The sequence below is a fragment of the Gordonibacter sp. genome (assembly GCF_036667095.1).
Lineage (GTDB): Bacteria > Actinomycetota > Coriobacteriia > Coriobacteriales > Eggerthellaceae > Gordonibacter.
Genome location: NZ_JAVWUP010000100.1, coordinates 1 through 9691 on the forward strand (window position 1 = coordinate 1; position 9691 = coordinate 9691).

General features: G+C 59.8%; 6 protein-coding genes. 4 read left to right on the plus strand and 2 right to left on the minus strand.

Features of this window, described 5'->3' with window-relative positions; all coding sequences use genetic code 11:
• The first annotated feature begins 183 nt into the window (after positions 1–183).
• The 4 genes from RR842_RS09340 to RR842_RS09355 all read left to right on the plus strand — a co-directional run bounded on the left by RR842_RS09340 (position 184) and on the right by RR842_RS09355 (position 8403).
• Positions 184–2808 (plus strand): DUF3516 domain-containing protein, encoded by a 2625-nt coding sequence (locus tag RR842_RS09340; protein WP_332729562.1) that lies wholly within the window; start codon positions 184–186, stop codon positions 2806–2808.
• A gap of 124 nt (positions 2809–2932) precedes the next feature.
• Entirely contained in the window at positions 2933–3766 is an 834-nt protein-coding gene (locus RR842_RS09345; RefSeq protein ID WP_332729564.1) for a transporter substrate-binding domain-containing protein, read from the plus strand.
• 14 nt (positions 3767–3780) lie between these two features.
• The gene (locus RR842_RS09350) at positions 3781–6870 is read left to right on the plus strand and encodes a mechanosensitive ion channel domain-containing protein (protein ID WP_332554145.1); all 3090 of its coding nucleotides are present in this window, start codon (positions 3781–3783) and stop codon (positions 6868–6870) included.
• A gap of 330 nt (positions 6871–7200) precedes the next feature.
• Positions 7201–8403, plus strand: coding sequence for an NADP-dependent isocitrate dehydrogenase (locus RR842_RS09355; protein WP_332514096.1), 1203 nt, complete (start codon positions 7201–7203; stop codon positions 8401–8403).
• Positions 8404–8553: 150 nt separating this feature from the next.
• On the opposite strand, the gene RR842_RS09360 is transcribed toward RR842_RS09355, so the two are convergent.
• Complete coding sequence (locus RR842_RS09360) at positions 8554–8994, minus strand: protease inhibitor I42 family protein (protein ID WP_332729566.1); 441 nt, start codon at positions 8992–8994, stop codon at positions 8554–8556.
• A 269-nt stretch (positions 8995–9263) separates the two neighbouring features.
• Positions 9264–9689 carry a cytochrome c3 family protein gene (locus tag RR842_RS09365; RefSeq protein ID WP_332729567.1) on the minus strand — a complete coding sequence of 142 codons (426 nt, stop codon included), beginning with the start codon at positions 9687–9689 and terminating at the stop codon, positions 9264–9266.
• Between the last annotated feature and the right edge of the window lie 2 nt (positions 9690–9691).

The following is a 9691-nucleotide window of genomic DNA, read 5'->3' on the forward strand; positions in this document are numbered from 1 at the left end:
TAGAAAAGTCCGAGGGATTCCCGAAAGGGCGCGGTGCGCATCGGTTCGGCTTGCCGGTCGGGGAGCTCTTCGTATCTTCCGTCCCCCTGTCTTGCCTGTCTGCTTTCGATGGTGCGTCATTCCGGTGCCTTTTGCGGGTAGAATGGAGATACGACACATTCTTATTCTCGGAGGTAATCCTTCATGGTGGAGCAAACAACAGAAGCGGCAGCGGAATCGACCGAGGAGGGCGCGTTCTCCTTCGGTTCGCTCGGGCGTCTTGCGCCGACGTGGTGGGAGCCCAAGGAGGGCGAGGCAGAGCCTGAGCCGTGGCTTTCTGCCGACGAGGCGCTTGATCGCTTCCTTTCTTGGGTGGCCTCGCGCGGTATTGAGCTGTGGCCGCATCAGGAAGAGGCATTGATGGGCCTTATGGTGGGTGACCATGTGATTTTAGGTACCCCTACCGGTTCGGGGAAGTCGCTTGTGGCCTTAGGCCTGCATTTTATGGCGCTGGCCTCGGGGCGTCGCGCATACTACACGGCGCCTATCAAGGCGCTTGTCAGCGAGAAATTCTTCGACCTGGTAGATATTCTTGGGCGCGAGAACGTGGGTATGATCACGGGTGATGCCCACATCAACGCACAGGCTCCCGTCATCTGCTGCACGGCCGAGATCCTGGCAAACCAGGCGTTGCGCGAAGGCGAGCAGGCGGACGTGGGCTGCGTGGCTATGGACGAGTTCCACTTCTACGGCGATGCTGACCGTGGCTGGGCGTGGCAAGTGCCCCTGCTCACCTTGCCGAAGACTCAGTTTTTGCTGATGAGCGCCACGTTGGGCGACGTGAGCAACATTGCTGAGTCGCTGAAGGCGCGCACGGGCACGGATGTGGACGTCGTGGCTGATGCGCCGCGACCGGTACCTTTGGCCTACGAGTACGTGGAGATTCCGCTCGAGGGTACCGTGGAGCTAGCGTTGCGCAAGGGCGAGGCGCCGCTGTACCTCGTACACTTCTCTCAGGATGCGGCGCTTGCTACCGCGCAAGCGCTTTCGAGCTACGGCGTGGCCTCCAAGGAGCAGCGCGAGCTGGTGAAGGAGGCGGTGAAGGGCACTCGCTTCACCACGGCTTTCGGCAAGACGCTCAAGCGGCTGCTGGCAAGCGGTGTGGGCGTGCATCATGCAGGCATGCTGCCACGCTACCGCTTGCTGGTGGAGAAGCTGGCGCAGCAGGGCCTGTTGCCGGTAATCTGCGGCACGGACACGCTGGGCGTGGGTATCAACGTGCCTATCCATACCGTGGTGCTGACGGCGCTGACCAAATTCGACGGCTACCGCATGCGCCGGCTGCGTGCCCGTGAGTTCCATCAGATCGTCGGGCGGGCCGGGCGCTCGGGCTTCGACACCGAGGGCATGGTGATAGCCGAGGCTCCCGAGCACGAGATAGAGAACGCCAAGCTGGTCCAAAAGGCGGGGGGCGATCCGAAGAAGCTGCGCAAGGTGAAGAAGAAGCAGCCTCCTGAGGGCTTCGTTACCTGGAGCAAGCAGACGTTCGAACGCCTGATAGCTGCCGAGCCCGAGATGCTCAAACCTCGCATGCGCATCACGCACTCCATGGTGCTCTCCGAGGTGGTGCAAGGTGGTGACGCGTACGGCCGGGTGCGCCGCCTTGTCGATGATTCCGCGCAGACGCCCGAGGAAAAGCTTGCGCTCGTCCAGCGTGCAGACGAGATATTCGATACGCTTATCAAGGCGGATGTCATAGAGCTTGTCGAAGGCGAAGACGGTGGCGTAGGATATGTGACCACGATGGATCTGCCCGATGATTTCGCGCTTGACCAGCCTTTGTCGCCGTTTTTGCTGGCGGCGCTCGAGCTTTTGGACCCCGAGAGCGAAACCTACGCCCTTGACACCGTATCCATGGTCGAAGCAACGCTCGAGAACCCGCGGCAGGTGCTGCGCGCCCAGGAGCGCAAAGAGCGGGAACGCGCCATCTTCGAGATGAAGGCCGACGGCATCGAGTACGAGGAGCGCATGGAGCGCATCGCGGAGATTACGTACCCCAAGCCGCTTGAGGACTTGTTGGGCGCTGCGTTCGAACGCTACTGCCAAGACGTGCCGTGGGCGCGCGACTTTGAACTGGCGCCCAAGTCGGTGCTGCGCGACATGCTGGAGGGTGCCTCGGACTTCAAGGGGTACGTGAGCCGCTACAACCTCTCGCGCTCCGAGGGTACGCTTTTGCGCTACCTGGCTGATGCCTACCGCGTGCTCGACCGCACCATTCCTGCCGATAAGCGCGAGGAGCGTCTGGAGGATATTATCGCGTGGCTGGGATTCGTGGTGCGCTCGGTGGATTCGAGCCTCGTGGACGAGTGGGAGAGCGCGGGCTCCACTCTGGATGTGGTGCCGCCTTCGGCGACCGATGCGGTGGTGCGCGATCGCCGCGGCCTTACCGTGCTGGTGCGCAATGCGCTGTTCCTACGTGTTCGGCTGGCGTCGCAGCGTCGCGCGGGCGAGCTGGGGAAGCTCGACCAGGAGTGGGGCTGCGGCGAGCCGCGCTGGCAGCGCGCGCTTGATGCGTATTTCGATGTGCATGGGGAGGTGCTCATCGATGCGGGTGCCCGCTCCTTGGCCTATCTCGATATCGATACGGCAGACGAGAATGCCGAGCATGTGTGGCATGTCCATCAGATATTCAGCGACCCCGACGACGATCATGACTTCGGGATAGCCGGCGATATCGACCTCGATGCTACGCAGGAAGAAAGCGAGGTCGTGTTTAAAAACTTCCGCGTAGGCTTTTTCGAGGAACTGGCTGATACCGAGGCACCGTAGTGTTCAATAAACAATTGAATCTCTCCATCATCCTTCTCGCCTGCGTGGTTTTTTGCCATACTTTACAGTTTGATGTCGCTTTGTTTCAAACGGGGCAAAAAGGCTTTTGGATCGGAGGAGACGGATGGGGAAAGCAAGAGGAGAAGGGCGCGGTGCGGCGCTGCTCGTCGCCCTGCTTCTTATGTGCGCCTTGTTGGGCTTGACGGGTTGCACAGCCAACGGCAAGGAAGCAACGGGCAGTGGCACGCTGCGCGTGGGCGTGCGCAGCGATGTGGTGGGGTTCGGGTACCTCAACGAGGAGACCGGCAAGCATTACGGCCTGGAGATCGACATTGCCGAAGAGCTTGCCAAACGGCTGGGATATGCTGATATCGAGTATGTGGACGTCCTGCCCGAGAACCGCAAGGAAATGCTCCAAGACGGCAAGGTGGACTGTCTGATTGCCTGCTACTCCGTTTCGGAGACGCGGTTGGCGAACTTCGACTTCTCTCCGGCATACTACAACGACCTCTCCATCGTCATGGTTGAAAACAGCTCGCTTGTAGGCGGTATCGAACAGCTCAAAGGTATGACGTTCGGTGCCATGGCCGGTTCGAACACTGCTCCTCAGCTGGTTATCAAGTTGACCGAATTGGGCTTTACCTCCGGTGAACCCTTGGCTCAGACCGAGGATAAATCTGAAACCCGATTCGATACGTTTCGCCTGGTTCAGATAGAGTCGTACCAAGAACTCAGTCGTCGTTTGGAGGAGGGGTCGATCGACGCGGCGTGTATGGACGGCAGCATTGCCGAGATGTACCTGAGTGCCGACCGCAGTATCCTCGACTTCTCGATAGACAGCCAGGAGTACGGTGTGGCAACGCAGAAGGATTCTGCGCTCAGCAAGCCGACTGCCGATGCCATGCAGTCTATGCTCGACGACGGCACGATTGCTACGCTGACGGATAAATGGGACTAACGGGGAGGGCGAACGTGTCTACTAAACTCAAGGTAAAAATCGCCATCCTCATAGCCGTTGCGGCGATTAGCATGGTTGTCATGGGCGCCCTGCTGTCCACGATGCAGAACGACCTGTCGTTGGCCGACTACACGCAGGAGATGCAGCAGGAGGCCGCGGCGCTTCCTGAGCTGCTCGCGTCGGCGAACGACAATAGTGAGCAGAATAAAGTTACCTACGACGAAATATTCAAGTCCAAAGCCGAAAGCGTCGCTTTCATGGCGAACAACAATGCAGGCTTCGAGGCTACCCATGCAAAAATGGTCGAGTACAAAGACCTGCTGGGCGTCGACAACGTCATGGTGGTCGGTCGCGAGGGCAACCTGATTGCAAGCGCGCAGGACACGCGGGCTGATTTCACTTCGTCGCGCTTCAACCAGCTGCGCACGGTGTTCTCCGACGGCAAGCCCTCGGAGGCAGTGGATGTGTACCTGCCCGAGGAGGACTGGGCTTTCCGCTATTATGCCGCGCGCATCGACGATGCCACTATGGTGGTGGTCGAGCAGAATCCTGACGAGCTGTTCCAGCTGATTGACGAAACGGGATCGACGGAGAGCGTGCTCAAGAACATCTCCATAGGGCAGCACGGCTACGTGTTCGCGGTATCCGCGCAGGACTACGTCATCGAGTACCATCCGAACTCGAACCTAGTGGGTTCGGACGCCATCGACGGCGGCCTCGATGCGGCCGATCTCGAAGACGGCACCGTTGCCTGGATGGAGTTGGATGGCGAGTCTTTGTACTGCTCCGTCGCGAGAGTCGACAATACGTACTATATCGCCACCGTTCCCGAAAGCGACATGGAGTCAACCCGCAACATCACCGTGGGCGTGATCCTGTTCATATTCTTCGCCGTTATGACCGTGATCATCATGTATGGCATCTTCGTCATGTGCGAGGACGAGCGTCGCGGGGAGGACAGCCGGGACTATCGCGACATCGGCCCGCTGCGCTACAACAAGGTTATCGGACGAAAAGCGGCCGTGCTATCGCTGGTGGGCTTCTTGGCTATTCTGGGCGTCACGTTCTACATGCAGACGCTGTTCGCGCTCTCGTCGCAGTCGGTGGCCAACAACGAACGTGCTGCGGAGGCGGCTGAGACTATCAAGCTTGCCGACCAGCGCATGGAGGCTCTTACCGACCAGTACAGCGAGCGCTACCTGAGCAAGTGTCGCGTGGCCGGCTACATCTTGGACCAGAACCCGGCCTTGCAGAACAAGACCGACCTGCAAGCACTTGCCGACGCGCTGCAGATACAGTACGTGTTTGCCTTCGCGGCGAACGGAAGCCTGACGGCGACGAACTCCTCGTACACGAACTTCGTGCTGAGCAGCAATCCGGAAGACCAGTCTTTCGTGTTCAACAAGCTGCTTCAAGGTGCCGATTCTGTTGTCCAAGAGCCACAAGCCGACGAGATATCCGGCCAACTGCGCCAGTACATCGGCGTGGCGCTGCATGACGAGAACGGCAATGCGAGCGGGCTTGTGCAGATAGGCGTCCGTCCGGCCCGCCTAGAGACCATGATCGACAGCGTGAAGATCGACGAGGTGCTCGACGGCGTGAAAGCAGGGTCCGACGGGTTCGCCTTTGCCGTCAGCAAAGCCGACAACACGATCGCCTACTTCCCCGACCAGCGGCTTGTGGGCAAGAACGCACTTGATCAGGGCATGACTGAGCTGCAGTTGAAAGACGGCTATTGCGATTACGTCGACATCGGCGGCAAGCGCTACTATGCCTCGTCGGTCGAGACGGACGACTACCACGTCTTCATCGCCGGTACCGAAGGCTCGCTCATGGCGGAACGCACGCTGCTGACGCTTGCGACGGGTGGCGTGGCGCTGGTATGCCTCGTGGTGATCTTCCTGCTGTTGGCATTCGATACGCGCAGCATGAAGCGTGCGCCGAAGCGTGCGGCGGTGGAGGGCGGCACCGACGATCCGCGCATGTTCGACGTGGTCATGCCGAGCGGGCGTAGGGCTAAGACGGAGTCGGCGGCAAGCCGCTGGCTCGACCGCTCGTTTAGGTGGAGCGAGAAGACGGCCGAGCAGAAGACGGCGACGGTGGTTCGCTGGCTGGTGGGCATATCGGTGCTGGCCGTGTTCGTGGCGGTGGTGTTCCAGGAGCGCTTCTTCAATAGCGGCTCCATTTTCTCCTACATTCTCGGTGGCGAGTGGGAGCGCGGCTTGAACATATTCGCCATCACGGCATGCATCATGTTTATCTGCGTGGCCATGACCGTGGTCACGGTGCTGCAGAAGCTGCTGAACCTGCTGGCCACCGTGCTGGGCGCGCGCGGCGAGACGATCTGCAGGCTTTTGGCCAGCTTCGTGAAGTACGCCACGATCATCGGCATGGTGTACTACAGCTTGTCCATGGTGGGCGTTGACACCACGACGCTTTTGGCATCGGCGGGCATCTTATCCATCGCCATCAGCTTCGGCGCGAAGGAGCTGGTCGAGGATATTTTGTCGGGCCTGTTCGTCATCTTTGAAGGCGAGTTCCGCGTGGGCGACACCATCAAGGTGGGCGATTGGCACGGCACCGTGGTCGAGATCGGCGTGCGCACCACCAAGGTGGAAGACGGCTCCAAGAACGTCAAGGTCATTCGCAACAGCGACGTCAGCAACGTGGTGAACATGACCAAAGAGGTTTCGTTCGCCAAGTGCGATGTGGGCATCGAGTACGGCGAGTCGCTGGAGCGCGTGGAGAACATCCTGGAGAAGGAACTGCCGTTCATTCGCGCACGCCTTCCCAAGGCCATCGACGGCCCGTTCTACAAGGGCGTGGTGGAGTTGGGCGACAACAGCGTGAGCCTCCGCATCGTGGTGCAGTGCGAGGAATCCGACAGGACGCAGCTTGAGCGCGACATGAACCGCGAGATGAAGATACTGTTCGACAAGTACAACATCAGTATTCCGTATCCGCAGATGGTTATCAACCAGCCGACCGAGTTCAAGAAGGCTACGGAGGCGGAGAAGCGCAGCGCCGACAAGTTCCACAAGGAGCAGAAGGAAGCTTCCAAGGACCTGGGCGACGACGACGGCGATGAGGAAGAGAAGAAGTAATCGCTGTCGTGCATGGTTTCCGAACAGGCCCGAGACTGAATGTCCCGGGCCTGTTTTGGTGTGATGTGGTGTGCTGGTGTTGGCCGCCTGGTTTGCAGTTTTGGAGGAAGGAATCGGTCGTGAACGGCCAATTCCGAGAGAGAAGACGAAGTATCGGGATTAGCTTGCGAATCGACCAATCCTTTTGAGTCGAGTGGTTTCCCGTTGGATTTGGGCTGCTGCTGGTTCGGCTGAGAGGCGGTAAGGTATTATTAAGAGGATACCAAAGCCTGTCCCGACGATGCGCTTTGGCGCTTGGGGCAAAGCACTTGTGCGAACGAAAGGGTGATCATGACGAAAATCGAGATGACGACGCCGTTGGTGGAGATGGACGGCGACGAGATGACGCGCATCATCTGGCAGATGATCAAAGACGAGCTGCTTCTTCCTCATATCGACTTGAAGACCGAATACTACGACTTGGGCCTCGAGCACCGCAACGCCACCGACGATCAGGTGACGATCGATTCGGCCGAAGCCACCAAGCGCTTGGGCGTGGCCGTGAAGTGTGCCACCATCACGCCTAACGGTGCGCGTATGGACGAGTACGACCTCAAGTCGATGTGGAAGAGCCCCAACGGCACCATCCGTGCCATGTTGGACGGCACGGTGTTTCGCACGCCCATCCAGGTCGAGGGCATCGAGCCGTGCGTGCGCAACTGGGTCAAGCCCATCACTATCGCCCGTCACGCCTACGGTGACGTGTACAAGAATGCCGAGTTGGCTATTCCTGGTCCGGGCACGGTGGAGTTGGTGTACACGGCGGCCGACGGCACCGAGACGCGAGAACTGGTCCACCAGTTCGACGGCCCGGGCATTGCGCAGGGCATGCACAACTTGGATGCTTCCATCGAGAGCTTCGCGCGCAGCTGCTTGGAGTACGCCCTCGATATACGCCAGGACATCTGGTTCGCCACGAAGGACACCATCTCCAAGAAGTACGACCACCGTTTCAAGGATATCTTCCAGGAGATCTACGACGCCGAGTATGCGCCGCGCTTCGAGGCTGCGGGTATCGAGTACTTCTACACGCTTATCGACGATGCCGTGGCGCGCGTTATGAAGGACGACGGCGGCTTTATCTGGGCCTGCAAGAACTACGACGGCGACGTGATGAGCGACATGGTGTCCTCGGCATTCGGGTCGCTGGCTATGATGACGTCGGTGCTGGTGTCGCCACAGGGCGTCTACGAGTACGAGGCTGCGCATGGCACGGTGCAGCGCCACTACTACAAGCACCTCAAAGGCGAGGAAACGTCCACGAACTCGGTGGCTACGATTTTTGCCTGGTCGGGAGCGCTGCGCAAGCGTGGCGAGCTGGACGGTCTTGCTGACCTGGTGGGCTTCGCCGACAAATTGGAGAAGGCGACGCTCGACACCATCGAGGCGGGGGAGATGACGGGTGACTTGGCGCTTATCACCTCGCTTGAGAATCCTACGAAGCTGAGCACGCGTGATTTTATTCTGGCTATTGCAAAGCGTCTGGCAGCCTAGCTGCAGCGGAGCGTGCTCCTAGTTGACGAAAGCGACCCCGGCGAGTGATTGCCGGGGTCGCTTTGTTCTGACGGGAGACGGTGCTCGTGGACCAACGGGGCGTATTTCTGCAAGTCTTTCGGGGATACGCCCCGTGTTCGCCCCGGTTCTTTATTCGACGACCGCTTTCGTGAACGCGCCGTTATCTGCCGTCGCCTTGATCACGACGGTTTTATCGTCGCTGGAAGCCTCCCATGAGCGTGCGTACTTCAGCGTGATCGTGGCTTCGCCCGAACCTTCGGCGGCGTAGCGGAACGTGTGCACGCCGCCTTTGCCGACTTCGGCTTTCGATCCTTCTTCGGAGACATACTCGTCGCCCTTGGCGACGGCAGACGAGCCTTCGATCTCGCTGGTCCACTCGTAGCCGGTGGATGCATTGCCGGCTACTTTCACCGCTAGGTCTCCCTGAGCGTACGAGAGCGTGCCCCCATCGAATTCGACGGTCGTTTCCTTGCTGGGCGAATCCTGTGCGGGGGCGCTGCATCCTGTCGCAAGTATGAGTATGGCTGCCATGCAGGCTCCGACGATTGCCACTTTCAGATACTTTTTCATGCTTCCTCCTTTTCCGCCGCGTGCTGCGGCGCCGTTCGCATCGTGCGTGGCTTGAAGCTGGAGATGCTCGCGCGACGAGTCCTTCGCTGTTCTTTGCGGACGGCCTGCGAGTACCGAGGCACAGAGGTGCGCGGATCGAGGCTGTCGCGCTTGGTAGGACAAGTATAAGCGCGTTTGCGGGAGGGTGATACGGCAAACGCCGCCCCTTTTGCCAAGGGGAGGGGCTCGGCGAGGGGGCGGCATCGGGAGGGGCACATCGGCTGTTTGCGCTAGCCCTGCTTCAGCGAGTGAATGGGTCCGGAGCCTTGTTCGGCGCTTTGCCAACCTTCGGGTAGCGGCGCGTCGTGGCAGCTGTTGCAGGTGAGCGTCGAGGTGCTGTCTACCGAATGGCAAGTCGTGCAGTCGCCGGCTTCGAGGTGCGCTTTGTGGGGGTTGAAGCCCTTTATGCCCTGATAGTCCTCGTTGGCTGCGTTGATCTCGTCGCGTTTGTGGCAGCTCAGGCAGAGCTTGTTGTTGTATTCCTTGACCTCGTTCAACTGGCCGGTGACATGGACGGCTTTAAGCGAGCCTGCTGGATACGAGTCGCTCGTCGAATCTGCTTTGCCGGCCTCGCCGTTGGTGGGAAGCTGGGGGGCGCAAACACCCCCCACTCCACCCGGGGGTTCAACCCCCAAAAACAACACCCACCGTGCCACCA